At 62.6% G+C, this 25,656-nt stretch carries 26 protein-coding genes and 1 tRNA gene; 19 read left to right on the plus strand and 8 right to left on the minus strand.

The genetic code is table 11. The annotated features are described in order from the left end of the window. Positions 1-5 precede the first annotated feature (5 nt). Positions 6-374: a dihydroneopterin aldolase gene (locus AC6H0N_RS12050; protein WP_497574354.1), complete on the minus strand. Its 369-nt coding sequence runs from the start codon at positions 372-374 to the stop codon at positions 6-8. A 76-nt stretch (positions 375-450) separates the two neighbouring features. Here AC6H0N_RS12050 and plsY point away from each other — a divergent pair, with 76 nt between their 5' ends. Beyond that, a complete protein-coding gene (gene plsY, locus AC6H0N_RS12055; RefSeq protein ID WP_497574355.1) occupies positions 451-1,041 on the plus strand; it encodes a glycerol-3-phosphate 1-O-acyltransferase PlsY in 591 nt (196 codons plus the stop codon). Between the two features lies 1 nt (position 1,042). Here the strand turns inward: plsY and tsaD are convergent, their stop codons facing one another. Further along, positions 1,043-2,068, minus strand: a complete 1,026-nt coding sequence (tsaD, locus tag AC6H0N_RS12060; RefSeq protein WP_497574356.1) for a tRNA (adenosine(37)-N6)-threonylcarbamoyltransferase complex transferase subunit TsaD — start codon at positions 2,066-2,068, stop codon at positions 1,043-1,045. 146 nt (positions 2,069-2,214) lie between these two features. Here tsaD and rpsU point away from each other — a divergent pair, with 146 nt between their 5' ends. The 6 genes from rpsU to AC6H0N_RS12090 all read left to right on the plus strand — a co-directional run bounded on the left by rpsU (position 2,215) and on the right by AC6H0N_RS12090 (position 7,628). Continuing rightward, positions 2,215-2,427, plus strand: a complete 213-nt coding sequence (gene rpsU, locus AC6H0N_RS12065; RefSeq protein WP_473216645.1) for a 30S ribosomal protein S21 — start codon at positions 2,215-2,217, stop codon at positions 2,425-2,427. 93 nt (positions 2,428-2,520) lie between these two features. Continuing rightward, positions 2,521-2,967 carry a GatB/YqeY domain-containing protein gene (locus AC6H0N_RS12070; protein WP_497574357.1) on the plus strand — a complete coding sequence of 149 codons (447 nt, stop codon included), beginning with the start codon at positions 2,521-2,523 and terminating at the stop codon, positions 2,965-2,967. A 24-nt stretch (positions 2,968-2,991) separates the two neighbouring features. Further along, entirely contained in the window at positions 2,992-4,785 is a 1,794-nt protein-coding gene (dnaG, locus tag AC6H0N_RS12075) for a DNA primase (RefSeq protein WP_497574358.1), read from the plus strand. A 62-nt stretch (positions 4,786-4,847) separates the two neighbouring features. Then, positions 4,848-6,875 carry an RNA polymerase sigma factor RpoD gene (gene rpoD, locus AC6H0N_RS12080; RefSeq protein WP_497574359.1) on the plus strand — a complete coding sequence of 676 codons (2,028 nt, stop codon included), beginning with the start codon at positions 4,848-4,850 and terminating at the stop codon, positions 6,873-6,875. A gap of 38 nt (positions 6,876-6,913) precedes the next feature. Continuing rightward, positions 6,914-6,990: transfer RNA gene (locus AC6H0N_RS12085), tRNA-Ile, on the plus strand. An 89-nt stretch (positions 6,991-7,079) separates the two neighbouring features. Continuing rightward, on the plus strand, positions 7,080-7,628 hold the full coding sequence (locus tag AC6H0N_RS12090) for a hypothetical protein (protein WP_497574360.1): 549 nt from the start codon (positions 7,080-7,082) through the stop codon (positions 7,626-7,628). A gap of 8 nt (positions 7,629-7,636) precedes the next feature. Here the strand turns inward: AC6H0N_RS12090 and gloA are convergent, their stop codons facing one another. Genes gloA through ffh form a run of 5 tightly spaced genes read right to left on the minus strand, consistent with a single transcriptional unit; the run spans position 7,637 to position 11,732 of the window. Next, complete coding sequence (gloA, locus tag AC6H0N_RS12095; RefSeq protein WP_497574361.1) at positions 7,637-8,053, minus strand: lactoylglutathione lyase; 417 nt, start codon at positions 8,051-8,053, stop codon at positions 7,637-7,639. A 14-nt stretch (positions 8,054-8,067) separates the two neighbouring features. Further along, a complete protein-coding gene (locus tag AC6H0N_RS12100; RefSeq protein ID WP_497574362.1) occupies positions 8,068-8,844 on the minus strand; it encodes a M48 family metallopeptidase in 777 nt (258 codons plus the stop codon). Beyond that, the gene (locus AC6H0N_RS12105) at positions 8,841-9,590 is read right to left on the minus strand and encodes a competence/damage-inducible protein A (protein WP_497574363.1); all 750 of its coding nucleotides are present in this window, start codon (positions 9,588-9,590) and stop codon (positions 8,841-8,843) included. Before AC6H0N_RS12105 ends, AC6H0N_RS12100 begins: the two co-directional genes overlap by 4 nt. 8 nt (positions 9,591-9,598) lie before the next feature. Next, positions 9,599-10,366, minus strand: coding sequence for an EI24 domain-containing protein (locus AC6H0N_RS12110; RefSeq protein WP_497574364.1), 768 nt, complete (start codon positions 10,364-10,366; stop codon positions 9,599-9,601). A 10-nt stretch (positions 10,367-10,376) separates the two neighbouring features. Further along, positions 10,377-11,732 (minus strand): signal recognition particle protein, encoded by a 1,356-nt coding sequence (gene ffh / locus AC6H0N_RS12115; protein WP_497574365.1) that lies wholly within the window; start codon positions 11,730-11,732, stop codon positions 10,377-10,379. Positions 11,733-11,854: 122 nt separating this feature from the next. On the opposite strand from ffh, the gene AC6H0N_RS12120 reads away from it, so the two are divergent. The 11 genes from AC6H0N_RS12120 to nudB all read left to right on the plus strand — a co-directional run bounded on the left by AC6H0N_RS12120 (position 11,855) and on the right by nudB (position 23,231). Further along, the gene (locus tag AC6H0N_RS12120) at positions 11,855-12,673 is read left to right on the plus strand and encodes a cytochrome C assembly family protein (RefSeq protein WP_497574366.1); all 819 of its coding nucleotides are present in this window, start codon (positions 11,855-11,857) and stop codon (positions 12,671-12,673) included. A 69-nt stretch (positions 12,674-12,742) separates the two neighbouring features. After that, a complete protein-coding gene (locus tag AC6H0N_RS12125) occupies positions 12,743-14,035 on the plus strand; it encodes an HlyC/CorC family transporter (protein ID WP_497574367.1) in 1,293 nt (430 codons plus the stop codon). Positions 14,036-14,126: 91 nt separating this feature from the next. Next, on the plus strand, positions 14,127-15,845 hold the full coding sequence (pilB, locus tag AC6H0N_RS12130; protein WP_497574368.1) for a type IV-A pilus assembly ATPase PilB: 1,719 nt from the start codon (positions 14,127-14,129) through the stop codon (positions 15,843-15,845). A gap of 14 nt (positions 15,846-15,859) precedes the next feature. Next, positions 15,860-17,095, plus strand: a complete 1,236-nt coding sequence (locus AC6H0N_RS12135) for a type II secretion system F family protein (RefSeq protein WP_497574369.1) — start codon at positions 15,860-15,862, stop codon at positions 17,093-17,095. A gap of 46 nt (positions 17,096-17,141) precedes the next feature. Continuing rightward, entirely contained in the window at positions 17,142-17,993 is an 852-nt protein-coding gene (locus tag AC6H0N_RS12140) for a prepilin peptidase (RefSeq protein WP_497574370.1), read from the plus strand. A gap of 79 nt (positions 17,994-18,072) precedes the next feature. Next, entirely contained in the window at positions 18,073-18,348 is a 276-nt protein-coding gene (locus AC6H0N_RS12145) for an FmdB family zinc ribbon protein (RefSeq protein WP_497574371.1), read from the plus strand. Positions 18,349-18,419: 71 nt separating this feature from the next. After that, positions 18,420-20,219: an aspartate--tRNA ligase gene (gene aspS, locus AC6H0N_RS12150; protein WP_497574372.1), complete on the plus strand. Its 1,800-nt coding sequence runs from the start codon at positions 18,420-18,422 to the stop codon at positions 20,217-20,219. 102 nt (positions 20,220-20,321) lie between these two features. Further along, positions 20,322-21,998 (plus strand): response regulator, encoded by a 1,677-nt coding sequence (locus AC6H0N_RS12155; protein ID WP_497574373.1) that lies wholly within the window; start codon positions 20,322-20,324, stop codon positions 21,996-21,998. Next, a complete protein-coding gene (locus AC6H0N_RS12160) occupies positions 21,998-22,351 on the plus strand; it encodes a guanyl-specific ribonuclease (protein ID WP_497574374.1) in 354 nt (117 codons plus the stop codon). The genes AC6H0N_RS12155 and AC6H0N_RS12160 overlap by 1 nt, the downstream gene beginning before the upstream one ends. Then, positions 22,348-22,767 (plus strand): barstar family protein, encoded by a 420-nt coding sequence (locus tag AC6H0N_RS12165; RefSeq protein ID WP_497574375.1) that lies wholly within the window; start codon positions 22,348-22,350, stop codon positions 22,765-22,767. Before AC6H0N_RS12160 ends, AC6H0N_RS12165 begins: the two co-directional genes overlap by 4 nt. After that, positions 22,764-23,231, plus strand: coding sequence for a dihydroneopterin triphosphate diphosphatase (gene nudB, locus AC6H0N_RS12170; protein WP_497574376.1), 468 nt, complete (start codon positions 22,764-22,766; stop codon positions 23,229-23,231). Before AC6H0N_RS12165 ends, nudB begins: the two co-directional genes overlap by 4 nt. A 6-nt stretch (positions 23,232-23,237) precedes the next feature. Here the strand turns inward: nudB and AC6H0N_RS12175 are convergent, their stop codons facing one another. Beyond that, positions 23,238-24,578, minus strand: coding sequence for a UDP-glucose dehydrogenase family protein (locus AC6H0N_RS12175; RefSeq protein WP_497574377.1), 1,341 nt, complete (start codon positions 24,576-24,578; stop codon positions 23,238-23,240). Positions 24,579-24,742: 164 nt separating this feature from the next. On the opposite strand from AC6H0N_RS12175, the gene argB reads away from it, so the two are divergent. Then, positions 24,743-25,645 (plus strand): acetylglutamate kinase, encoded by a 903-nt coding sequence (argB, locus tag AC6H0N_RS12180; RefSeq protein ID WP_497574378.1) that lies wholly within the window; start codon positions 24,743-24,745, stop codon positions 25,643-25,645. Positions 25,646-25,656: the final 11 nt, after the last annotated feature.

Here is a 25,656-nt window from a genome sequence, read left to right on the forward strand (position 1 = left end):
CTGACTTATTCCGGGAGCGGGTTTCCGCTTCGGCCGCGCTGGATGAATACGCCGACTCGACGTACGTCCTTCATCACGCCAATTTTGGCGATGCGCAGCTTGACCCAAGGCGCGCCGAATTCGTCAAACAACATCTTCACGACGAATTCCCCGAGCGTTTCGATCAGGTTGAAATGGCGCTGCTGCAATTCGCTGCGTATGCGGGCGACCACTTCAGCGTAATCGATGGTGTCGCTGATGTCGTCATGTTCGGCCGCTGCATCGGGCACGCCAAAAGTCAGATTGAGTTCGAGCATCTGCGGCGCAGCCTTCTCGCGCGGGTAGATGCCGACCCACGCCTGTACCCGCAACGCCTCGATGAAAATGAAGTCCATGCTCTTTTCCGATTAGAATCGCGCCGATTCTAGCCCGGAATGCCGCGCTTCACCGCCCGCCCGACTCAGCCCAGACATGAACCTGCCCATCCTCCTCATCGCAGCCTACCTGATCGGATCGATTCCGTTCGCCGTCGTCGCCTCGCGACTGTTCGGTCTTGCCGACCCGCGCAGTTACGGATCGGGCAACCCCGGCGCCACCAATGTATTGCGCAGCGGCAACAAGGCTGCGGCGATCGTCACCCTGCTGGGCGACTGCCTGAAGGGCTGGGTCGTCGTATGGGGCGCAAGCGCACTCGGCTTCGACCCCGGCGCAGCAGCATTGGCCGGGCTCGCGGCCTTCATCGGCCACGTGTTCAGCGTATTCCTGCGCTTCAAGGGCGGCAAAGGCGTGGCAACCGCGCTGGGCGTTCTGGCCGGCATCAGCCTGCCGATCGCCGGGGTGGCCATGTTGGTGTGGATCGCAGTCGCAGGCGGCAGCCGCTATTCGTCGGCAGCCGCGCTGGCTGCAGCGGCTTCGGCTCCGCTCATGGGCTTCTTGCTGATCGAAGATGCGCTGGTGGTCGGCGTGCTGATGGCGATGACGGCCACTTTGGTGTGGCGACACGCCGAAAACATCCGCCGCCTGAAGAACGGCACCGAGTCGAGAATCGGCGCGAAGAAATAATTCAGGCCGCCGGCCGGCCCAGCTCCCACAACGGCCAGCGCGGACGCACCCCCACCGCTACGCCGGACTGCGGACGCTGACCACCCGCCAGACGGAGCGCGCCGGCAAACGCAATCATCGCGCCGTTATCCGTACACAAAGCCTGCTCCGGGTAATACACCCGCCAGCCCCGCTTTGCCGCTGATTGCGTGAGCACTTCGCGCAGTTTGCGGTTTGCGCCGACGCCGCCGGCGACCACCAGACGGCCGACGCCGCTCTGCTGCAACGCACGCAATGCCTTGGCGCACAGCACATCCGTCACTGCATCCTGAAAATCGGCCGCCAGATCGGCCGCATGGGCGACATCCCAAGCCGGGGCCGACACCACGTTCAGCACCGCCGTCTTCAGGCCCGAGAAGCTGAAGTCCAGATCACCCGAGCGCAACATCGGACGCGGCAGCGCAAACCGGCCGGGGGCACCTCGCTCGGCCAGGGCCGCAAGCTGCGGGCCGCCTGGATATCCCAGCCCCATAAGCTTGGCCGTTTTGTCGAAGGCTTCCCCCGCCGCGTCGTCCAGCGTTTCGCCCAGCAGGGTGTACTCACCCACCCCGGCAACATGCATCAATTGGGTATGGCCACCCGACACCAGCAAGGCGATGAACGGAAACTCGGGCGGGTCTGCCGACAGCAACGGCGACAGCAAATGCCCTTCCAGGTGATGAATGGGCAAAGCCGGAATGCCGAGGGTCATCGCATACGATTGCGCAAAGCCAGCTCCGACCAGCAGAGCCCCGGCCAGACCGGGCCCGGCCGTATAGGCCACGGCATCCAGTTCGCCCGCAGCACACCCGGCCGCCTCAAGAGCCTGTCGTACCAGCACGGGCAGCAGACGGATGTGATCACGCGAGGCCAGTTCTGGCACCACGCCGCCATAGGCTGCGTGCAGATCAACCTGGCTATGCACCAGGTGCGAACGCAGTCCGGCAGCCGTGTCGTACACAGCCACACCGGTTTCGTCGCAGGAGCTTTCGATGCCGAGAACGTTCATGAATCAAGCCGTTGGCGAAAAGGTGCGCAGTCTAGCGCGGATGGCGCACTCGCTCCACACGACAGGTGTCGACGCCCTTGCGCTCTGGTCATTTGCCCCGTTATAATTCGCGCCTTTCTGCACCAGACAAACAAGGACGTCCGTTCATGCCGGGTATTCGCGTCAAGGAAAACGAGCCGTTTGAAGTTGCCATTCGCCGCTTCAAGCGCACCATCGAAAAGACCGGTTTGCTGACCGAGCTGCGTTCGCGCGAGTTCTACGAGAAGCCGACTGCCGAGCGCAAGCGCAAGCTTGCCGCCGCGGTGAAGCGCAATCACAAGCGCCTGCGCAGCCAGATGCTGCCGCCGAAACTGTACTGATCGAAGCTTCCTCTCGAACAGACACCCACGCCGGGGCGGCCCTCAGGTCGCGCCGGCGTGGTTTTTTTCGTTCAAGACAACGGAGTTTCAAGCATGTCGCTCAAGACACAAGTCCAGGATGACATGAAAGCCGCCATGCGCGCGCGCGACGCGGCACGCCTGTCGGCTGTTCGTTTGCTGCTCGCAGCCATCAAGCAGCGCGAGGTAGACGAGCGCATCGAGCTCGACGACGCAGCCGTGATGGGCGTCGTCGAAAAGCTGGTGAAGCAGCGCCGCGACGCCGCCGAACAGTACGACAAGGCTGCGCGCGCCGAACTGGCCGCTGCAGAGCGCTTCGAGATCGAAGTGCTGTCGACCTACCTCCCTGCCGCGCTCGACGAGAGCGAGCTCAGCGCCGCCATCCAGACTGCGATCGCCGAAACCGGCGCAAGCGGTGCAGCCGACATGGGCAAGGTCATGGCCCTGCTGAAAACACAGCTGGCCGGCCGCGCCGACATGTCCGAAGTCTCGCGCCGCGTGCGCGCGCAACTGGCCGGCTAACGCCGTCCGGCGCCCGCGCGCAGCATGATTCCGCGATCCTTCATCCAGGATCTGCTCGCCAGGGTCGACATCGTCGACGTCATCGAGCGCTATCTTCCGCTCAAGAAAGGCGGCATCAACTACTTCGCCTGCTGCCCTTTCCACGGCGAAAAGACGCCCTCGTTCTCGATCAGCCCCAGCAAGCAGTTCTATCACTGCTTTGGCTGCGGTGTTCATGGCAACGCGATCGGCTTCCTGATGGAGTACAGCGGTCTGTCATTCGTTGAGGCCGTGCGCGATCTGGCGCAACAGGTCGGCATGGAAGTGCCGCAGGAACAAGCCGACCCGACGCAGCCGCAGCGCACTGGCGAACACGAGGCCTTGCTGGCCGCGATGGACAAAGCCACCCAGTTCTACCGCGACCAGCTCAAGGCCAGCCCGCAGGCAATCGAGTATCTCAAGCGCCGCGGCCTGACCGGCGAAGTCGCCGCCCGCTTTGGCATCGGCTTCGCGCCCGCTGGCTGGCAAGCGCTCGAAGCGGTCTTCCCGAACTACCAGGACAAGACGCTGCTTGACGCCGGACTGGTCATCGTCAATGAACAGGGGCGCCGCTACGACCGCTTTCGCGAGCGCATCATGTTTCCGATCCAGGATCGACGCGGACGTGTCATTGCATTCGGCGGCCGGGTACTGGATTCGGGCGAACCGAAGTACCTGAACTCGCCCGAAACACCGCTCTTCGAGAAAGGCCGCGAACTCTATGGCATCCGCCAGGCCATGCAATCGATTCGCGACGACGGCTTCGCACTGGCCGTTGAGGGCTACATGGACGTCGTCGCGCTGGCGCAATTCGGCATCTGCAACGCCGTGGCCACGCTCGGCACGGCCACCACGCCGCATCACATCCAGTCGCTGCTGCGATACGCAGATCGCCTCGTGTTCTGTTTTGATGGTGACAAGGCCGGCCGCAAGGCAGCGTGGCGCGCGCTGGAGAATTCGCTTGAGACCTTGCGCGACGACGCGACTCTGGCATTCCTGTTCCTGCCCGAAGAGCACGACCCCGATTCTTTCGTGCGCGCTCACGGCCCGGATGCGCTGCGCACCGCCGCCCGCAACGCCATGCCGCTGGCGACGTTCCTGATGAACGAACTAACTGCGGACTGCGACCTCGAAACCGCAGAGGGTCGAGCCCGCCTGGTGCATGAGGCAGGTCCGCTGGTGAATCGAGTCGCCGCCCCGCTCCTCAAGTTGCAGCTGATTAAGGCCGTAGCAGAGGCTGGAGGGCTGAACCAGAACGAAGTCGAACAGGCTTGGGGCATTCCGGCCGCGCGAAGCAGTTCAGGACGGAGCGGGCAGGACCGGCGCCCCTCGCGCAATCCCCGCCCGTCGCGCGGAAATCGGCGGGCACCCACCACCCCGGCAGCGACGCTGCTGCGGCTGGTGCTGCAACACCCGGCCTGGATTGCCCGCATTCCGGTGGACCTGGTGCCTCATGACGAACCGCAAGGGCAGGCTCTGGCCGCCCTGTGCGACGCGGTGAGCATCGGCGAACTGGAAACCGGTGGAGGCCTGGCCCAGGTTGTCGAACATTTCCGCGACATGCCGCACTACGAAGTACTGGCCGCGAGCGCCGCGGAACTGGTCGGCGCGGACTACGATGAAACGGTGATCGAGAAGATGTTCGAGGACACCCTCGACAGCCTGGCCACCCGCAATATCGAGCACGAAATTCTCTCGCTCACGGCCCGCGAGCGGGAGCACAAGCTCGACGCAAGCGAGCGAAGACGCCTCGCCGAACTGATCGCAGAGAAACACCGAAGCCGCAGTCCGGGCAAGTGACGACTTTTGTTCTATAATTAACGGTTTCCTTCAAACCATCCAACCGCGATTCAAGGAGTGCCATGGCCCGCGAAAATTCCAAGGGTTCTCGCAAGGACAGCCCCAAGGGACGCACCCCCCGAGCCAGGAAGAAAGTCGAGGCAACGGTCGAAAGCAATGCAGCGGCCGTAGCCGCGCTCGACCCGGAAGTTCGCCGCACGCAGCTCAAGGCGCTGATTGCCCTGGGCAAGGAGCGCGGCTATCTGACCTACGCGGAGATCAGCGACCATCTTCCTGATGACGTCGCCGACGCCGAGCAGATCGAAGGCATCATCGGCACGTTCAACAACATGGGTATCCAGGTGTTCGACGAGGCTCCGGCCGCCGAAGACCTGCTGATGTCCGACAACGTGCCGACCTCGGTCGACGAAGACACTGCTGAAGAAGAAGCCGAGCAGGCGCTGTCCTCGGTGGACTCCGAGTTCGGCCGCACGACCGATCCCGTGCGCATGTACATGCGCGAGATGGGCACGGTCGAGCTGCTCACGCGTGAAGGCGAAATCGAAATCGCCAAGCGCATCGAGGAAGGCCTCAAGCACATGGTGCTGGCGATCTCCGCCAGCCCCAGCACGATCGTCGAAATGCTCGACGCCGCCACGCGCATCGAGAAGGAAGAGATGCGCATCGAAGAGCTCATCGACGGGCTGATCGAACCGCACTCCGGCGAAGACGAGTCTTCCGCAGACGAAGAGGAAGACAGCGATCTCGACGACTCCGACGACAGCGACAGCGACGACTCGGACGACAACGACTCCGACGACAGCGACTCCGACGAAGAGGACGACGAGGAAACCGCCGCCGAGAAGGAAGCCAGCGTCAATGCGGCAAATCTGCTCAAGCTCAAACTCGACTCGCTGGTCCGCTTCGAGGTCATTCGCGGAATTCACGAGCGCCAGCAGAAGATCCTGGCTGCCGGCAAGGGCAAGACCAAAGAGTACGAAGAACTGCAGCAGCAGATTTCGGACGTCCTGCTGACCATTCGCTTCACAGCCAAGACCATTGAGCGCCTGTGCGACTCGGTGCGTCGCATGGTCGACCAGGTGCGTACGCACGAACGTCAGATCCTGCGCCTGTGCGTCGATCGTGCCGGCATGCCGCGCCAGCACTTCATCAAGTCCTTCCCCGGCCACGAAACCGACCTGGACTGGCTGAAGGGCGAGATCGGCATTGCCAAGGCTTATGCCGACGGCCTCATGCGCGTACACCCGGCCGTGCTCGAAGAGCAGCAAAAGCTCATCGACATGCAGGACAACACCGGCATCACGCTGAAGGACATCAAGGACATCAACCGCCAGATGTCTACCGGTGAAGCCAAGATGCGTCGCGCCAAGCGTGAAATGACCGAGGCCAACCTGCGTCTGGTGATCTCCATCGCCAAGAAATACACCAACCGCGGCCTGCAGTTCCTCGACCTGATCCAGGAAGGCAACATCGGCCTGATGAAGGCGGTGGACAAGTTCGAATACCGCCGTGGCTACAAATTCTCGACCTATGCGACGTGGTGGATCCGTCAGGCCATCACGCGCTCGATCGCCGACCAGGCGCGGACCATCCGTATCCCGGTGCACATGATCGAGACCATCAACAAGATGAATCGCATCAGCCGCCAGATCCTGCAGGAAACCGGCCTTGAGCCCGATCCGGCAACGCTGGCCGAGAAGATGGAGATGCCCGAGGAGAAGATCCGCAAGATCATGAAGATCTCCAAGGAGCCGATCTCGATGGAAACGCCGATCGGTGACGACGACGATTCGCATCTGGGCGACTTCATCGAGGACACCGCCACGCTGGCCCCGGCCGACGCGGCCATGGTGTCGAGCCTGCGCGAAGCAACGGCCGACATCCTGGACTCGCTCACCGTGCGCGAAGCCAAGGTGCTGCGCATGCGCTTCGGCATCGAAATGAATACCGACCACACACTGGAAGAGGTTGGCAAGCAATTCGACGTCACGCGCGAGCGCATCCGCCAGATCGAAGCCAAGGCCCTGCGCAAGCTGCGTCATCCGAGCCGTTCCGAGCGGCTGCGTAGCTTCCTCGACAGCGACAGCTGATCCAGACGCCGCCCGACCGGGCGGCGTTTTTTCACCCGGGGCCGTTAGCTCAGTTGGTCAGAGCAGGCGACTCATAATCGCTTGGTCGCAGGTTCAAGTCCTGCACGGCCCACCATCCCCCGGAATTTCTGCCCCACTCGGCCGCACTGCGCCGCCCGACGCACTTACAATCGCCGCAATCCACAAACCGGGGTTGATGCCTGCATGAAGAACTTTCTGATCGGAATCCTGCTGCTGCCCGCGCTGGTCGGCGCCGTCACCATCCATCACACCCTGATCGACGAAAAGCCCGACATGTGGGGCAAGCCACTGACCAATCGTATCGCGCGGGCAGAACTGGTCTGGCTGGCAATGAACAAGCCCAAACTGTTCGTCGAACAGTTTCCGCAACTGGCGATGGACGTCGAGGCACGCCACGGGCTCGACGAGCAGCAACTGCTCACGTCCGGCGTGTTCGACCCCGAGTTTTTCGTTGCCCGCAATCCGGATGTGCTCGATGCGATGCGCGGAGATCCCGCGCTGATCGAGCAGTACTGGCTGACGCACCAGGACGAATGCCGGCAGAGCGCGCCGGACTTCGACGTCAAAACTTATCTGGAACGCTACCCCGACGTCGCCAGCGCGTATGAAGGCAACTGCCGCATGGCAACGTTGCACTGGATCAAATGGGGCAAGGCCGAGGGGCGTAACGCCACACCCGCCACCAGCGCCACACAGCAAACATCCGAAGCCAACGCGCGCCCCAGCGCCTGAGCCAACGCTCAGCGCAGCCCTTTCCCGCTCTGCCGGTCGTCCTTGCGCTCGATCAGCTCGATCTTGTAGCCGTCAGGATCGGTGATGAAGGCAATCACCGTGGTGCCGCCCTTCACCGGGCCAGGCTCACGCGTGATGTTGCCGCCGGCCGTGCGAATGCGCTCACAGGTGGCTTGGATGTCATCCACGCCGAGCGCGATATGGCCATAGGCCGTCCCCAGGTCGTACTCGCTCTGACCCCAGTTGTAGGTCAGCTCGATTTCAGCCTGCTCCGGATTGCCCTCACCGAAACCGACGAAGGCCAGCGAATACTTGTACTCGGGGTTCTCGGAAGTACGCAGCAACTTCATGCCGAGCACATTGGTGTAGAAGCCGACGGAACGATCCAGATCGCCGACGCGCAACATGGTGTGAAGAAGTCGCATGAATGATGCTCCTGTCAGTCTTCGGCCTGCGGGGCAGCCCCCGAGCCGGGTTGAATGATCGGCAGCGTGCGGGCCAGCGCATGCAGTTGGCGGCGCGATGCCCGCCAGTCCGGATGCAGTGTTTCCACCACGCTCCAGAACCGCGGCGAATGGTTCATTTCCAAGAGATGCGCCACTTCGTGCGCCACCACGTAGTCGATCAGCTCATGCGGTAGATGCAGCAGCCGCCAGTGCAGGCGGATGCCGCTACGGGCGCTGCAGCTTCCCCAACGGGTGCGCGCAGAAGTCAGGCGCACCGAAGGTACTGCGACCCCCAGCCGACGACAGTGTTCCGCGACCAGCGATGTGTAGTGCGGCAAGGCCCGTTTGCGCACGGCGCGGACCACGGCGCCTGCCGGATCACGCGTCCCGACGTGCAACACCTCGCTTATGCCCTCCACCACCCAGCGGCTGCGAGCAGCAGCGCCCTCTATGCGAAGCACGCAGTCATTACCAAATAGCGGGAAGCGCGCACCGTCAACCACGTTGAACGATTGCGCTACGCGAGCCTCTTCTCGCTCTGCGAGCCGTTTCGACAGCCATTCGCGATGCTGCGCGACAAAACGCTCGGTCTCCGCAACTGACGCGGACAGCGGCACCGACACCTGCAGGCCGGAGACGTCCAGACGCATGCCCAAGGTGCGCCGCGCAGAGCGGCGCAGTTCGTAGGGCAACACTCGTCCATCCAGCTCGATGACGCGACGCTCTGACAACGGGAGACGCGCGCGCAGACGCCGCAGCAATCCGATCACGCCTTGGCCTGCCACTCAAAGCCGCGCGCGCTGACCTCGGCCTCGATCTCGCGCATGGCTGCCACCACATCGGCCGCCGGCCCTTTCATGCCGAGCTCGACCGAACGGCGCTCGCCGGCCAGCGCCACCGTCGGCAGGCTGAACAGGCTTGCCTGCGGATAAGCAGCGGTGATGCGCTCCATCAGATCAATCAGCCCGCCCTCGTGGGCGTCGAGCACCAAAATGGCCCGCTCGATGTAATCCACCACATGGTGCAGGTGGGCGAAGCGGTGATCGAGCACCCATTCGATCATCGGCCAGGCCATGACCGGAAAGCCCGGCACGAAGAAGTGGCCGGCGATCGAAAATCCGGGGATGTTGTTGAATGGATTCGGAATGATCTCGGCACCAACCGGGAACACCCCCATTTGCAGCCGGTGGGGCGTGATCTGGTCACCGAAACGTTCGCGGATGGCGGCCTCTGCCTGCGGATGCAAGCCGATATCAATGCCCAGCGCGGCAGCAGCGGACTGCCGCGTGCGGTCGTCGGGCGTTGCGCCGATGCCGCCGAAGCTGAAGACGACGTCTCCAGTGGCAAATGTCTCGCGCAGCGTGCTCACCAGCCGGCCGGCATCATCGCCCGCATAGCGAGCCCAAGAGAGCTGCAGGCCGCGCGCATCAAGCAACTCGATGAGCTTGGCGAGATGCTTGTCGGCACGTCGGCCGGACAGGATTTCATCGCCAATGATGAGCGCGCCGAACCCCATGTCCGCCCTCAGCTACCTGCCGCAGGCGGCGGCGCATCAAGAACGACGACACCGTTTGCCTCACGTTCGCGCGAGAGCGCGCCCAGCATGAAATGCACGAAAGCCAGCGCACTGAAGGCCGGCGCGATGAGGTTTACGAAAGGCACATGCGCCAACAGCGCGCAAGCCCCGCCGAGCAGCAACATGCGCTCGCGGCGCGCGCGCGGCAGCGTCTTGAGTTCTTCTCGATCTGCGTGCTGCATCAGCGCGTCGTAACCAAAGGAGCGCGCATTGAGCCACGCAGTGAGGCCGATCGACACCAACAGGCCAGCCCCCGGGATCAACCACAACGGCAAACTCAGCACCAGCCAAAGCAGAAACAGCGCACTCACCCACACGGTGTTCGCAAGACTGCCGAGGTTGCTGCCCCCGTGGCGCGATTCAAGTCCCGCATACTCGTCACGCGACACTCGCTCGATCATCATCGGCAACGCAAACACCGCAACCAGAAACGCTGCCGTCAGATAGATCAAGGGCACCATGGCCAGTATCAGCGCAATCTTGACCAACACCAGCGCGGTCGCGGCGGCAATCTCGGAAGTCTGCACCCACTCGCCGGCGAGGGGCCAGCCCTCAACCCATTCAATCGCAGCGCTAACGAGCACCGACCACGAGAAGATCGCACCGACGATCCACAGCACCAACGCCACCAGCGCTGGCCAGATCATGTGCCACACCATGCCGGGGGCTCGCAGGCTGCGCACAGCGCGTCCGAAAGCAGTCAAAACTTCACCCATCAGAATCGCCTCATCGCATACCGGGCAGCATGCCTTTCATGTTGCGCATCATCTTGGCCATGCCGCCTTTGGAGAACTGCTTCATCATCTTCTGCGTCTGCTCGAACTGCTTGAGGAGGCGGTTAACCTCCTGCACCGGCACCCCGGCACCCGCCGCAATACGGCGCTTGCGGCTGGCCTTGAGGAGCTCGGGTTTGGCGCGCTCCTGCGGGGTCATGGAATTGATGATGCCCTCGATACGGCCGATCGACTTCTCTTCCGCCCCACCCTGCATCTTGCCGGCAGCGGCGGCAAACTGAGCGGGAAGCTTGTCCATCATTGAACTCAGGCCGCCCATCTTGCGCATCTGACCGATCTGCGCCTTGAAATCCTCGAGGTCAAAACCCTTGCCGGTCTTGAGCTTCTGCGCCAGGGCTCGCGCTTCATCTTCGTCTACGCCACGGCGCGCGTCTTCGACCAGACCGAGGATGTCGCCCATACCGAGGATGCGGCTGGCCATACGCTGCGGATGGAACTCCTCCAGACCGCTGAGCTTTTCCCCGACACCGGCAAACTTCAGCGGCTTGCCCGTGACGTGACGCACAGACAGCGCTGCACCGCCGCGCGAGTCACCATCAAGTTTGGTCAGCACGACACCGGTCAGCGGCAGCGCGTCGTTGAAGGCGCGCGCGGTGTTCACGGCGTCCTGACCGAGCATCGCATCAACGACGAACAGTGTTTCGATCGGCTTTGCGGCAGCGTGTAGCGCGCGGATCTCGGCCATCATGGCTTCATCGACGGCGAGACGACCGGCCGTGTCGAGCAGCACCACGTCGTAGTAATGGCGACGCGCGTAATCCAGCGCGGCAAGCGCGATATCGACAGGCTTCTGGTCGGCCGAGGACGGGAAGAAATCGATCCCGGCCTGCGCCGAAACAGTCTTGAGCTGCTCGATAGCCGCCGGGCGATACACGTCGGCTGAAACCGCCAGCACCTTCTTCTTCATGCGCTCGACAAGCAGCTTGCCGAGCTTGCCGGTGGTGGTGGTCTTACCGGCGCCCTGCAGGCCGGCCATCAGAACGACTGCTGGCGGCTGCGTTGCCAGGTTGAGGCCCACGTGAGCCCCGCCCATCAACGCCGTCAACTCGTCGTGCACGACACCGACCAGCGCCTGCCCCGGCGTCAGCGAGCCGACAACTTCCTGCCCGACCGCTTTCTCGCGCACCCGCGCGATGAAATCCTTCACGACCGGCAAGGCCACATCTGCCTCGAGCAAGGCCATGCGCACCTCGCGCATCGCCTCCTGGATGTTCTCTTCGGTCAGACGGGCCTGTCCGCGCAGCGTCTTGACGACGCGGGAAAGGCGTTGGGTAAGGTTATCCAGCATGAATACAGAACTCCGCAGAAGGCCGAACGAAGTGACAAAAAAGGAGCGAACGAAAGACTCACGGCGCAAGCGGCCGCCAAAGTCATCCGGCGGCTTGCGCCATGGAGTAAACTCGGCCCGAAATGGCCATCATTCTACTTCATCTGTTCGCAGCCTCGCTTTACGGTGCCCTCGCGATGTGGCTACGCCAGGCACCGGACGGCGGCGCAGCGCAGCGTCCGATGACGCCGCTCGCGCGCGCCCTTCTGCTATTGGCAATCATCGTCCATGGCTTGGCCCTTCACGCCGCGATGTTCGCCGATGGCAGCATGCGTTTCGGCTTCGGGCCGGCGGTGTCGATGATGGTATGGCTGGCCATCTGCTTCTACTGGATCGAGACCTTTTATGCCTCGCTGCACGGCCTGCAGGCATTAGCGCTGCCTGTTGCTCTGGTTGCCTGCCTGATGCCGCTGGTGCTGCCGGGGCAGCTGATCCTGACCAACGCCGACTCGCCCGCTTTCCGGGCGCACTTCATCGTGGCCATGCTGGCCTACAGCCTGTTCACGCTGGCCGCGCTCCACGCCATTCTCATGGCTGTGGCCGAGCGACAGCTGCACAGCGGACGTATCAGCCGCAGCATTGCAAGCCTGCCGCCGCTAATGACGATGGAAGCCCTGCTATTCCGGCTGATCGGGATTGCCTTCATCCTGCTTACGCTGACTCTCGGTTCAGGCGTGCTGTTCTCTGAGTCGCTGTTCGGCCAGGCCGTGAGGCTTGACCACAAGACCGTGTTCGCCTTCATCTCCTGGGGGCTGTTCGGCATCCTGCTGATTGGCCGCCGAGTGCGCGGCTGGCGCGGCCGGGTGGCCCTGCGTTGGACGCTGGCCGGTTTCGTCGCGCTGGTGCTGGCCTACGTGGGGAGCCGCTTCGTGATCGAGGTCTTGCTCAATCGGTCGGCCTGAAGCCCCACGAACTTGACACCCTCAAGCGCTGCCTGAATACTCAGGCGACCTCTCCACGACTCCTGCCACGTGCAAAACTTTCCCATCGGCGTGCAGTTCTCGGCGCTCGCATTCCTGCTCGTCCTGTCCGCAATGTGTTCGATGACCGAAACCGTCATGATGGCGTCGAACCGCTACCGCCTGCGCTCACTTGCCAGTGCCGGACACCGCGGCGCCAACCTCGCGATTGACCTGCTGAATAAGACAGACCGCCTGCTGGGTGTGATCCTGCTGTTCAACAACCTGGTCAACGTCGCGGCAGCAACGCTCTCCAGCGTGATCACCATTCATTTGTTCGGCGAGGAGAGCTGGGCGCTGGCAACCGGCACGCTGTTGCTGACCTTCTTCATCCTGGTCTTTGCGGAAATAACGCCAAAGGTCATCGGCGCCCACCATGCCGACCGACTGGCGTTGGTCGTGAGCTATCCGCTGACGTTCCTGCTGAAATTCTCCTACCCGGCTGTGTGGTTCGTGAACCTGTTCGTCGCCGGGCTGCTCAAGCTGCTGCGACTCCAACCGGCAGGCGAGGCAGCCGGCAGCAAGCTGTCGGTCGAGGAATTGCGCTCGATGGTGCTCGAATCCGGTCAGTACATCCCGCAGAAGAACCGCGACATGCTGATCAACCTCTTCGACCTCGAGCACATCACAGTCGAAGACGTGATGACGCCACGCGGGATGATTGAATGCCTCGACTTGCGACAAGCAGCCGATGTGTTGCGCGGACAGATTGCCACCAGTTATCACACGCGCCTGCCAGTGCTCGAAGGCGACAACGAGCGCGTTGTCGGCGTTCTGCACATGCGCCGCGTTGCCTCGCGCGCACTCGAATCCGGCTTTGATGCAGCCGAAATCCGGGATCTGGTGGCAAAGCCCTATTTCATTCCCGCCGACACCCACGTCTACACACAGCTGCAGTTCTTCCAGGAAAACCGCCAACGCATGGCGCTCGTTGTGGACGAATACGGAGAACTGCTCGGCTTGGTGACGGTTGACGACATCATTGAAGAAATCATCGGCAAGTTCACCACCGGTCAACCCGAAACCCACGCCCGGATCGAATGGGACGACGCCGGAAGCGCGCTCGTAGACGGCAGCCAGAACTTGCGCGAGCTCAACCGCAGACTGGGAATCGAACTCCCGCTGGACGGCCCGAAGACACTCAACGGACTCATCATCGAGCACCTTCAGGACATTCCCGAATCTGACCTCTCGCTGCGCATCAACGGCGTAGCGATCGAGGTCGTGCAAGCCGAAGACCGCATGGTGCGCATGGCCCGCATTTTCCGTCCAACGCCCCCGAGCGAGGCGGACGGTGATGGCTAGGACGCCACACATTCGGATGGAATAGCAGGAGCAGGCTTTACAACACCAATGACGGCGGGCAAGATCGGACGTCAGCATGAATCGAGCACCCATGGCAGCGAATCCCCAGACTCCTCTCAGTGGTCTCGCACGAGCACTGATCCAGCAGGGACGGGTCTCCGAGACAGACGCAGTTTCCTGTGCGGAAGCCGGGAAAGGCGCGCCCAACGGATTCATCCTCGAACTCGACAAGCGCGGCCTTTTAAGCGGCCTCGACACCGCCCGCTTCGCTGCCGAAACCTTTGGTTACCCACTGCTGGATATCTCTGCGCTCGACACCACGTCGATCCAGCGTGAAGGGGTCGACCGCAAGCTGCTGGCCAAGCACCAGGTCATTCCGCTGGCCAAGCGTCAGAACCGCCTGATCATTGCCACCGCAGATCCATCAAACATGCGCGCCCTGGACGAGATCCGCTTCCAGAGTGGCATGCAGGTCGACCTGGTGGTCACCGAGGCGGCAAAGCTGGCCAAAGTCGTAGAGAAGCTGGCCGAGTCCACCGAACAGACCCTGCGCGACCTGACTGGCGACGGCCTTGATGTAGACCTGCTCGAAGGCGTCGGAGCCCCTGCAGAACTCGAAGGCGACGACGCCAATCAGGAAATCGATGACGCTCCGGTCGTCCGCTATATCCAGAAGATCCTGATCGACGCCATCAACGAAGGCGCGTCGGACATCCACTTCGAACCCTACGAAAAAACGTACCGCATCCGGGTGCGTACCGACGGCATGCTGCGCGAAGTCGCGCAGCCTCCACTGGTACTGAAAGACAAGATCGCCGCACGCATCAAGGTCATTTCCCGGCTCGACATCTCAGAGAAGCGTGTCCCGCAGGACGGCCGCATGAAGCTTGTGCTGTCGAAGAACAAGTCCATCGATTTCCGCGTCTCGTCGTTGCCGACAATTCATGGCGAGAAAATCGTCATGCGTATCCTTGACTCGTCGTCGGCGATGCTCGGCATCGAAGCCCTAGGCTACGAGCCGGACCAGAAGGCAGCGCTAATGGAAGCCATTCAGCGCCCCTACGGCATGATTCTCGTCACCGGCCCTACCGGCTCAGGCAAGACGGTGTCGCTGTACACCTGTCTGAATATCCTGAACACGGCCGGCACCAATATCTCGACCGCAGAAGACCCCGCCGAAATCAACCTTGCCGGCATTAACCAGGTCAACATCAACGAGAAGGCCGGATTGACCTTTGCCGGTGCCCTGCGCGCGTTCCTGCGCCAGGATCCGGACATCATCATGGTGGGCGAGATCCGCGACCTGGAAACCGCCGAAATTTCCATCAAGGCCGCCCAAACCGGCCACCTGATGCTGTCGACATTGCATACCAATGACGCCCCGACGACGCTGGAGCGTCTGCGCAACATGGGCGTCGCACCGTTCAACATCGCGTCGTCGGTGATCATGATCACCGCCCAGCGCCTCGCCCGCCGCCTGTGCTCATGCAAGAAGCCGATGGACATCCCGGTGGAAGCGCTGCTCCAGGCAGGCTTCTCTGCCGAAGAGATTGACGGCAGCTGGCAACCGTATGGCCCGGTCGGATGCGAAAAATGCGGCGGCTCCGGCTACAAGGGGCGCGTCGGCATCTATCAGGTGATGCCGATTTCCGACGAAATGGCGCGCATCATCATGACCAACGGCAACTCGATCGACATCGCCGAACAAGCCCGCGCCGAGGGCGTGCGTGACCTGCGGGGCTCCGGCCTGCTGAAGGTCAAGCAGGGTATGACGTCGCTCGAGGAAATCCTCGCCAACACCAACGACTGAACGGACACCTCTCAATGGCCACCACGACCTCTAAACGGCGCGCTGCAATTGCCCGTCCCAAGGACGATCTATTCCACTGGGAAGGCAAAGACAAAGGCGGCAAGGTCGTCCGGGGAGAAATTCGCGCCAGTGGTGAAAACGTTGTCTACGTCACGATGCGCAGGCAAGGTGTCGTGGTTACCAAAGTACGCAAGCACAAGCTCTCAAGAGGACGGCGAATTTCGCCCAAGGACGTCGCACTGTTCACACGCCAGCTCGCGACCATGATGCGCTCGGGCGTGCCATTGCTACAGGCCTTCGACATCAGCATCAAGGGAGCAACCAACCCTAGTTTCGGTCGTATGGTCAACGACATCCGCTCTGAAGTAGCCAGCGGCTCAAACCTATCGGTTGCGTTCTCCAAGCACCCGATGCATTTCGACAAGCTCTATTGCAACCTGGTCGCCGCCGGAGAACAGGCCGGCATTCTCGATGACCTGTTGGAGCGCCTAGCCCTCTACCAAGAAAAGATTCTTGCCATCAAGAGCAAGATAAAGTCGGCGTTGTTCTATCCCACGGCCGTGATCGTCGTCGCAACGTTAGTGATCTCGGTCATGATGGCCTTCGTCATTCCCGAGTTCAAAAACGTGTTTGAAGGATTCGGTGCAGACCTTCCCGCTCCGACGCTAGTGGTCATCGCGATGTCGGACTTCTTCACAGAATGGTGGTATCTGATTTTCGCCGCAGCGATAGGCACCGTCGTGGGCATAGCGTATCTCTACAAGCGCTCATCAAAAATGCAGAATATGCTTGACCGCGTAATTTTGAAGCTCCCGGTCATTGGTGACATCATTCTCAAAGCCACCGTCGCCCGTTGGACTAGAACACTGTCCACGATGTTTGCCGCAGGTGTTCCGTTAGTTGAATCCCTTGATTCGGTTGGCGGCGCGGCCGGCAATCACGTGTTCTTGACCGCCACCAAGGAAATTCAAACGGAAGTTTCTACGGGTACCAGCCTTACGGTCGCAATGCAAAACACCGACGTATTCCCTGTAATGGTGGTACAGATGGTTTCCATCGGGGAGGAGTCCGGCGAACTTGACTCAATGCTCAGCAAAGTTGCGAGCTTCTACGAACAGGAAGTAGACGACGCGGTTCACGGCCTATCCCAGCTTCTCGAGCCTATCATCATGGTGTTCTTGGGCGTCGTCATCGGCGGGATGATCATTGCGATGTATCTGCCCATATTCAAGCTCGGCGGCGTGGTCTGATTCCCTTTCGCTCCGCGATGCACCGTATCGCGGAGCCCTCACCGCCATGATCTCCCTGTTGCAAGACCCTTTCTTTGCCGCTGCAGTCTTCGCTCTGCTCGGGCTGTTCGTTGGCAGTTTCCTCAACGTGGTCATCCATCGCCTGCCTCGCATGATGGAACGCGACTGGCACGCCCAGGCGGCGGAGTTGCGTGGCGAGGAGGCTATCGAAGGCGAGCGCTACAACCTCGCCACCCCCCCATCGGGCTGCCCGCACTGCGGCCACCGCATCACTGCACTCGAGAACATCCCGCTGGTCAGTTACATCGCCCTGCGCGGGCGCTGTGCTCACTGCTCTGCGCCGATCAGCAAACGCTATCCACTCATCGAAGCGCTGTCCGCCGTCGCCGCCACCTATGCGGCCGTGCATTTCGGCTTCGGAATGCAGCTGATCGGAGCTCTGATTTTTCTCTGGGCCATGATCGCGCTCGTTGGCATTGACCTGGACACCCAACTCCTGCCAGACCAGATCACCCTGCCGCTGCTGTGGCTCGGGCTGCTGATCAATCTCAATGGCACCTATGTCACGCTGAACGACGCCGTTATCGGCGCAGTCGCAGGCTACCTGGCGCTTTGGTCTGTGTTCTGGCTGTTCAAGCTGGCGACCGGCAAGGAAGGCATGGGGTACGGCGATTTCAAGCTGCTCGCCGCAATCGGGGCGTGGCTTGGCTGGCAGATCTTGCCCATCGTCATTCTCCTGTCGTCGTTAGTCGGAGCAGTGGTCGGAATCGCGCTCATCGTGCTGCGCCAGCACGGCCGCAACACCCCGATCCCATTTGGCCCCTATCTTGCAGCGGCCGGCGTGATTGCGCTGTTCTGGGGAACCAGCATCATCGACGTCTGGCTCGGCACGCTCTGACGGCTTGAAATCCGGGGAAACGCCCTCATTCCCGGCACGGCTATCTGTTAAAATTCGCGGCTTGATTGCGGAGGTTGCCATGCCGATCTACGAATATCGTTGCACTGCCTGCGGCGCGCTCAAGGAACACATCCAGAAAATGAGCGACGCGCCGCTCACAACCTGCCCCGCCTGCGGGGCCGATGGTTACGCCAAGCAGATTTCTGCAGCGGGCTTCCAGCTGAAAGGCAATGGCTGGTACGCGACCGACTTCAAGAACAGCGGCAGCGCACCGTCTAAACCAGCTACCGAGTCGTCGGCGTCGGCGGCGCCAGCGGCATCGGCCTGCAGCACGGGCGGCTGCGGCTGCCACTAACCCACCTGATACAGCACCCGCCACCGGCTCGCTGAGGGGCCGACGGCGGCTTTCAACCCTCGGAACACATCATGCGTACTCACTACTGCGGCCAGGTTACGGCTGCCGATCTTGACCAGAATGTCACGCTGTGCGGCTGGGTGCATCGCCGCCGCGACCATGGCGGGGTCATCTTCATCGACCTGCGCGATCGCGAAGGCCTGGTTCAGGTCGTGTGCGATCCGGATCGTGCGGAGACCTTTGGCATTGCCGAGTCGGTACGCAGCGAGTTCGTGCTGAAGATCACTGGCAAGGTGCGCCGCCGTCCGGCCGGCACCGAGAACAGCGCCCTGACCTCGGGCGAGATCGAAGTGCTGAGCCATGACATCGAAGTGCTCAACAGCGCCGTCACCCCGCCGTTCCAGCTCGACGAGGACAACCTCTCGGAGAACGTGCGCCTGACCCACCGCGTGGTCGACCTACGCCGCCCGCAGATGCAGAACAACCTGATGCTGCGCTATCGCGTCGCGCGCGCCTTCCGCCGCTTCCTCGACGACAGCGGTTTCGTCGACATCGAAACGCCGATGCTGACCAAGAGCACGCCGGAGGGCGCACGCGACTACCTCGTGCCCTCGCGCGTGCATCCGGGCCAGTTCTTCGCGCTGCCGCAGTCCCCGCAGCTGTTCAAGCAGATGCTGATGGTGGCCGGTTTCGACCGCTACTACCAGATCACCAAGTGCTTTCGCGACGAAGACCTGCGTGCCGACCGTCAGCCCGAATTCACTCAGGTCGATATCGAGACCTCGTTCATGGACGAGACTGCGATCACCGGCCTGATCGAGCAACTCATCCGCTACGTATTCAAGGATGCGATGGATGTCGAGTTGCCCTCGCCGTTCCCGCGCATGAGTTACGCCGAGGCGATGCACCGCTACGGCTCCGACAAGCCCGACCTGCGCGTGACGCTGGAACTCGTGGATGTCACCGACGCCGTTTCCGACGTTGCGTTCAAGGTGTTCTCCGGCCCGGCCACCAGCGGTGGTCGCGTTGCCGCGCTGCGGGTACCCGGCGGCGGCCAGCTCACCCGCGGCGAGATTGACGAATACACCAAATTTGTCGGCATCTATGGCGCCCGCGGCCTTGCCTACATCAAGGTCAACGACGCTGCACAGCCCAATGAGCAGGGCCTGCAGTCGCCGATCGTCAAGAACCTGCACGAACAGGCACTCAGGACCATCATCGAGCGCACCGGTGCCGAGTCGGGCGATCTGATCTTCTTCGGCGCCGACAAGTCCAAGGTGGTCAATGACGCGCTCGGCGCCCTGCGCGTCAAGCTGGGCCACGAGAAGGGCTACCTCAATGGCCAGGCTTGGACGCCGGTGTGGGTCGTCGATTTCCCGATGTTCGAGTACGACGACGAAGACAAGCGCTGGACCGCCTGCCACCACCCATTCACGGCGCCGAAGGACGAGCACGTCGATCTGCTCGAAACGGATCCGGGCGCATGCCTCGCCAAAGCCTATGACCTGGCGCTGAATGGCTGGGAAATCGGCGGGGGTTCGGTGCGTATCCACCGCGCAGACATGCAGAGCAAGGTCTTCCGCGCACTCAACATCGACGACGAGGAAGCGCGCCTGAAGTTCGGCTTCCTGCTCGATGCGCTGCGCTACGGTGCGCCGCCGCACGGTGGCCTGGCCTTCGGCCTCGATCGCATCGTGACGTTGATGAGCGGCGCCGAATCCATCCGCGACGTCATCGCCTTCCCGAAGACCCAGCGCGCCCAGTGCCTGCTCACCGACGCCCCAAGCGATGTCGATGAAAAGCAGCTGCGCGAACTCCACATCCGCCTGCGCCAGAAGGTCGAAACCCAGGTCGAGGTCGCCAAGAGCTAACGCTCTGTTACACGACACGCGGTTCAAGTTCGGGGCCCGCGTGTCGTAAGCTGCCTTTATCCGGCCGACATTCTTCCTGCGGGGTCCGCCCCGCCGAGACTCATGGCAAAGCTCGAACAACTCGCCGTCATGGTCGTCGCGGCCAATCAGAGCATGCGGGCACATCTGCGCACCATGCTCGACAATTTCGGCATGCACGACGTGCAGTTCGCCCCTTCCGCAGCGACGGCCCTCCGCAAGCTGCGTGAGGCGCGTTACGACCTCATCCTGAGCGAGCACGATCTCGGAGACGACGCCCAGGACGGCCAGCACCTGCTCGAAGACCTGCGCACGCGCGGCATCATCCCGCGCGCCACCGTGTTCATCATGATCTCGGGCGAGCGCAGTTACGAACGCGTTGTCGGCACGGCTGAACTGGCGCCCGACGACTACGTACTCAAGCCATTCACTCCGGGCATCTTGCAGGCGCGTATCGAGCGCGCAATCAACCGTCGCGACGCCTTCCAGCCGGTTTTCCGGCTGCTCGAAGAAGGGCGTATCGACGAAGCGATGAAGACCTGCGAGCAGGCTGAGGCCCGCCATCCCGTCTGGCGTAACGACTTCCGGCGGCTGCGTGCCGACACCGCAATGGAGCGCGGCGAGCTGAATATCGCCGACGCGATCTTTCGCCAGGTGCTTGAAGCCGGCGACGCGCCCTGGGCCCGCCTCGGCCACGCTCGCGTGCTGATTGCCACCGGTCTGCACGACCAGGCCGAGCCGCTGCTTGCCCAGCTCATCAGCGAGAGCGAACACTATCTGGAAGCCTACGATCTGTTGGCGCAGTGCCGCGAGCGCGCCGGAGACGCGCAGGAAGCCTGTGAGACGCTGAACGAGGCCGTGCGCCGCTCTCCACGCCGTTTGGGCCGGCTGCGCCAGCTCAGCACGCTGGCTACCCGCAATGGCGACTACCCGCAAGCCGAGCAGGCCTTGCGTCAGGTTGTGCACTTGGGCAAGCGCTCGGAGTTCCGTGATCCGGCCGATCATGTCGAGCTCGCGCGGGTGCAGATCCTGCAACAGCACGTCGAGGATGCCGCTGCCACCGTGCAGGATCTGGAACGCAGCATGGGCACCTTGCCCGCCGGCAAAGCGTGTGCAGCATTGGGCAAGGCCCTGCTGTTCCGTCAGACTGGTAACGAAGCGGCTGCACGCGCCTCGGCCGCCAGCGCGGCCTCTGCCCTGTCCGAGGCCGATGAACTACCGCTGTCCATCAAGCACGAGATCGTTCGCGCCTGCCTCGCCAATGGTCTCGATGTCGAAGGCGGCCAGATTGTCAGCGAGATTCTGCGTCATGCCCCCGACGAACAGACGATTCTGGAGACGCGCGGACTGCTTGCCGAGCAGGGACGCAGCGATCTGTCCCAGCAGGTCGACGAAAAGCTGCAGGTCGAGGTTCGCAGCTACATCGCCGACGGCGCACAGAAGGCACAGGCGGGCGACCACGAAGGCGCCGTAAGCGCAATGATGGGCGCGGTGCGAAAAATGCCCGGCAACCCGCTCGCGCTGTTCAATGCCGCCCTCGCAGTACTGCGCCACATTGAACACACCGGCTGGAATGACGCGATGGCCGAGCAGGCTCGCGCGCTGATCGCCCGCACCCGCAAGGTCGACCCCGCCAACCCCAAACTCGAAGCCCTGGGCACCTTCATGGCGGGCCTCGAGCGCAAGTACGGCATGCAGCCTCACATGCCCGCTACAGCGCCGAAGGCCGCGGGAGGCGCTGCGGCGCCGCGCGCCAAGTGATGCGCCGTCTGGTCAACCGCTTTGCGCTGCTTGCAGCGCTGGCGCTGCCACTGCTTGCGGCCTGCGTGCCAGACAGTGGTGCAGACGGTTTTCCCCCGGAGGCCTGGCACACACTGGAAGCCATCCAGCGCGGCGGCCCCTTCCCCTACCGCAAGGACGGCTCGACCTTCTTCAATCGGGAGGGGCTGTTGCCTCAGAAAACGCGCGGCTACTATCGGGAATACACGGTGCCGACACCCGGTGCGCACGATCGAGGTGCACGGCGTATCGTCAGCGGCGGCGCTCCGCCGGAGGTGTTTTTCTACACGGCCGACCATTACCGCAGCTTTCGTCGCATGGAACCACGGCAATGACCCCAAGGCTACCCGCTCTGCCCGGCACCTTCCCGGACGTGCTTGTGCCAGGCGTGTTCGGCGTTCTGCCTTCCGACGCAGCGGAGATCGCCGCTGCGGCCGGTCAGGCCGGCCTCGATGTTCGTCGCATCGATCTGCACGCATGTCGCGACAAGGCCGACATACTCACGCGCATCGCCCAGGCACTGGAATTCCCGGACTGGTTCGGGCACAACTGGGACGCACTTGCGGACTGCCTGTCAGACCTCAACTGGTTGCCGCCGAAATCCACGCGCCTCTTGCTGTTTGAAGGTTGTAGCGGGCGCGAAGACGCGCTGCCCGTGCTGATCGAAATACTGCAACAGGCCTGCAGTGACTGGCGCGAACGAGGGGCGGTGACCATCTGTGTTTTCAAGCTCATGAGGACAGACACATGAGCAGCGGCACCTTCAAGCTGCCGACTTCAGTACTGGTGGTCATTCACACGCCCGACCTGCAGGTGTTGCTGATCGAGCGCGTGCGCCCGCCCGGCCAATGGCAGTCCGTCACCGGCAGTTTGGAGCACGGCGAAACCCCGCTGCTTGCGGCCATACGCGAAGTCGAGGAAGAAACCGGCCTGCGTCATGACGCTGCAGGCTTCCACGACTGGAACCACACCAATCGCTTCCGCATTCGCGGGCCGTGGCGTCCAATGTATGCGCCGGAGGTCACACACAACGTCGAGCACGTGTTCAGCCTGTGCTTGCCGGCAGCCGTCGCGGTAAGGCTCGCACCGGGCGAACATACGGCCCAGCAATGGCTGCCCTGGCGCGACGCGGCCGAAACGGCCTTCTCATGGTCCAACCGCGATGCGATCTTGCGTCTGCCGGAAATCAGCCTGCAGATCGCCAGCGCAGGTTGATCGTCCTCACGCCGGACGCAGCGAGTCCGCACGCCCGACGGCGAAGTACATCAAGCCAGCATTCTTGACCTGTCGCGGATCGAACAGGTTGCGGCCATCGACCAGCACCGGCGTGACCAGCTGCGATTTCAGGCGGCGGAAATCGACGGTACGGAACTGCTTCCACTCGGTGCAGATCACCAGCGCATCGGCACCGGCTATGGCTTCGTCCTGATGCCTCACGAACACCAGGTCGTCCCGCTCGCCGTAAATGCGCGCAGTCTCTTCCATGGCCTGCGGATCATAGGCGCGCACCCGGGCGCCGACTTCCCATAGCGCTTCCATCAGCACGCGGCTGGGCGCCTCGCGCATGTCGTCGGTATCCGGCTTGAAGGACAGGCCCCACAGCGCGATCGTGCGGCCCTTCAGGTCGCCGTCGAAGGCCTGCATCAGCTTGTCGAACAACACCCGCTTCTGGCGCAGGTTGACGGCTTCAACGGCGTCGAGCAACTCCGCCTCGTAGCCGACGTCGCGCGCCGTGCGTGCCAGCGCCTGCACGTCCTTCGGAAAACACGAGCCGCCGTATCCGCAGCCCGGGTAGATGAAGTGGTAGCCGATGCGTGGGTCAGATCCGATCCCGAGGCGCACCTGTTCCACGTCCGCCCCGAGCCGCTCGGCAAGGTTGGCGATTTCGTTCATGAAACTGATCTTGGTCGCCAGCATGGCATTGGCGGCGTACTTGGTCAGCTCGGCCGCGCGCACGTCCATGAACATGATCTTGTCGTGGTTGCGGCTGTACGGCGCGTAGCACTCGCGCATCAGGCCGCGCACCCGCTCGGAATCGGTCCCGACAACGATGCGCGCACTCTTGGTGAAGTCATCAATGGCCGCGCCTTCCTTGAGGAATTCGGGGTTCGAACAGACGTCGAAAGCGATGTCCGCCGCACGCGCTGACAGCTCCGCCGCAATCGCTGCACGCACCTTGTCCGCGGTACCGACCGGAACCGTGGATTTGTCGATGACGACCTTGTAATCCGTCATGTATTGCCCGACGGTGCTCGCCACGGAAAGCACATACTGCAGGTCCGCAGAGCCATCTTCGTCGGGCGGCGTGCCGACCGCGATGAAGATCAGCTGTCCGAACTCGACCGCACGAGCCGCATCGGTCGTGAAATCCAGCCGCCCCTCGGCGTAATTGCTGCGCACGATGGATTCGAGGCCCGGCTCGTAGATCGGAATGCGTCCTTCATGGAGACCACGAATCTTGGCTTCGTCCACATCGACGCAGACCACTTCGTGGCCGACATCGGCCAGACAAGCACCACTCACCAGCCCGACGTAACCCGTCCCGAAAACCGCAATCCGCATGGGTAAAGTCCTCTCATCAATGAATCGCTGCGCAGATGCGGCAGGCCCTGCATACCGGCCACCTCGCTCGGCGCATATTTTGGCCGATTTTGCGACCGCTCACGTTGCCCATTCGACGCAGCGCACTCCGATCCCCTACAATCGGCCAACTTTCCGGCGAACCGATGATGAACGAAACCACTCCTCCCCGCGTCGCACCCGCGCTCAAGGCCGAGATCCTGGCCGAAGCGCTGCCCTACATCCAGCGCTTCTTCGACAAGACCATCGTCATCAAATATGGCGGCAACGCCATGACCGATCCCAAGCTGAAGGATTGCTTCGCACGCGACGTCGTGCTGCTCAAGCTGGTCGGCATGAACCCGGTGGTCGTGCATGGCGGCGGGCCACAGATCGAAAGTCTGCTCAACCGCGTCGGCAAGAAGGGCGAGTTCATCCAGGGAATGCGGGTAACCGATTCCGAGACCATGGATCTTGTTGAAATGGTGCTGGGCGGTCAGGTCAACAAGGAAATCGTCAATCTGATCAACCAGCACGGCGGCAAGGCCGTCGGGCTGACTGGCAAGGACGCCGGCTTCATTCGCGCCAAGAAGCTGCTGATGCAGAAGAAGGACGCCCCGCCGGGCGACGTCATCGACGTCGGCCAGGTCGGCGAGATCACTGGCATTGATCCCAGCCTGATCTCGTTTCTCGACAAGGGCGATTTCATTCCGGTGATCGCGCCGATCGGCGTTGGCGCAGACGGTGAAACCTACAACATCAATGCCGACGTGGTCGCCGGCAAGCTCGCCGAAATCCTGCATGCGGAGAAGCTGGTGCTGCTGACCAACACGCCGGGCGTGCTCGACGAAAACGGCAAGCTGCTCACTGGTCTGACGCCGCGTGAAATCGACGAACTGGTCGACAACGGCACGCTCTCCGGCGGCATGCTGCCGAAGATCGGCTCAGCACTTGATGCCGCCCGCAGCGGCGTCAAGTCGGTACACGTCATCGACGGCCGCGTCGAACACTGCCTGCTGCTCGAGATCCTGACCGACCACGGCGTCGGCACGATGATCAAGAGCAAGTAAGGCTGCGGGCC

This window comes from Pseudazoarcus sp. NS34 (assembly GCF_059703725.1).